General features: G+C 39.5%; 1 protein-coding gene. It reads left to right on the plus strand.

Translation table 11 applies throughout. The features are described 5' to 3' along the window. The first annotated feature begins 56 nt into the window (after window positions 1-56). On the plus strand, window positions 57-1,484 hold the full coding sequence (locus tag D8M03_RS17485) for a DDE-type integrase/transposase/recombinase (RefSeq protein ID WP_121216052.1): 1,428 nt from the start codon (window positions 57-59) through the stop codon (window positions 1,482-1,484). Window positions 1,485-1,754: the final 270 nt, after the last annotated feature.

The following is a 1,754-nucleotide window of genomic DNA, read 5'->3' on the forward strand; positions in this document are numbered from 1 at the left end:
TTTGGTGTTAGTTGAGGTTACCACACACAAAACTACCCAAAAAGGAAGTGACAAGTTTGTACCCTCAATTATTAGCGTATTTAATTGAATTTATCAAGTACCAAGAAAAAATAATTAAAATTTTAATGATATTACTATTTGGTAAGGCTGTTGGAAGTGTGCGTCCTGAACAGCCAATTAATAAAGAATATCGAAAGCTGCAGGTAGATGAACTACCCGTCATACAACAACTTGAAAAGGTATCCTTTCAGGATATAAAGCAGGCTTACTTTGATAAATATGGCAAAGAGTTGAAGCCTGTGCGGCGACATGCCAATGCCAAAACAAAAGTACCCGAGAATCTCTGTTGTCCAAAGTGTGGTGCACCCTCGGCGTATTTGTACGCCAACAATGGTGCGAATGGACAATACCTTTGTAAGGCATGTGATTGCTTATTTAACCAACAAAACCGCTATCAGAAAGAAGCGATTCTTCGTTGTCCTCACTGCATGAAAACCTTAGAGAAAATTAAGGAACGAAAAGACTTTAACATTTGGAAGTGTAAAAATAATCAGTGTTCTTTTTACCTATCGAATATAGAACGAATGAGTAAGGAAGAAAAAGCTCGGTTTAAACAAGATCCACAAGCGTTTAAAGTTCGCTATATTTACCGTGAGTTTCTGTTTGATTATCAACCTTTATCTTCGTCGTCACCAGTGAAACCGCGAGTAGATTTATCACGGATTTATACTTCATCCCATACACTTGGATTGATTTTGACGTACCATGTGAATTATGGGATTTCAGCACGGAAAACAGCAGCGATTATGCAAGACATACATAATGTTTCAATTTCTCATCAAACGATTTTAAATTACGTAAATAGTGTCTCCATCTTGATGAAGCCCTTCGTTGATCGATATCCCTATGAACTGTCCGATCAATTTTGTGGCGATGAGACGTACATTCGAGTAAACGGAAAATGGCATTATTTATTCTTTTTCTTTGATGCGGCAAAAAAGGTCATTCTGTCTTACCGTGTTTCGCCAAATCGGGATACATTGTCTGCCATTAAAGCGATTGATGACGTTTTACAAAAGTTCAAGGAGATTCCTGAAAATCTGAATTTAATCGTTGATGGCAATCCCATTTACTTATTAGCACAACACTTCTTCGCACAACATGACATTTGGTTTGATGTGACACAAGTGATTGGCTTAACGAATGAAGATCCAGTCTCAGTGGAATATCGTCCACTAAAACAGATCATCGAACGATTAAACCGTACGTTCAAAGGGCATTACCGTGCGACAACAGGCTTTGGTTCGGAAGCTGGCTCAGTTTCATTTGTGACAATGTTCGTGGCTTATTTTAACTTCCTTCGACCACATGCAAAGTTAGAAAAACGTGTGCCTGTAGCGATTCCAGAACTGGAACAAATGCCACATATGCCAGCACGTTGGACAAAATTGATTCAACTTGCCCAACAAGAGCTAACAGCATAACCGCCTGCTTTTTTTTAGCAGAGCCCTCAAACAATCGCATACGAAAGACAATCGGCGTAGCGAACTCTTGACAAACCGAATGGAGAAAAGGTTAAAATTGGTAATTTGGCGAGGGTTATTTGGTGTGCCTACTTTTTTCCCTTCGCCCTCAAAAACAAGGCGCAACCTTTTCGGAATGTTTGTCAAGAGCGATTGTCACCTCGTGCGGAGAGTACTTTCCGCCCTGAACGCTTGTGATTTTCAGTTTTTCATAGAAGTTTTGACACTACC

The sequence above is a fragment of the Ureibacillus endophyticus genome (genome assembly GCF_003628435.1).
In the GTDB taxonomy this organism is placed as follows: Bacteria; Bacillota; Bacilli; order Bacillales_A; family Planococcaceae; genus Ureibacillus; species Ureibacillus endophyticus.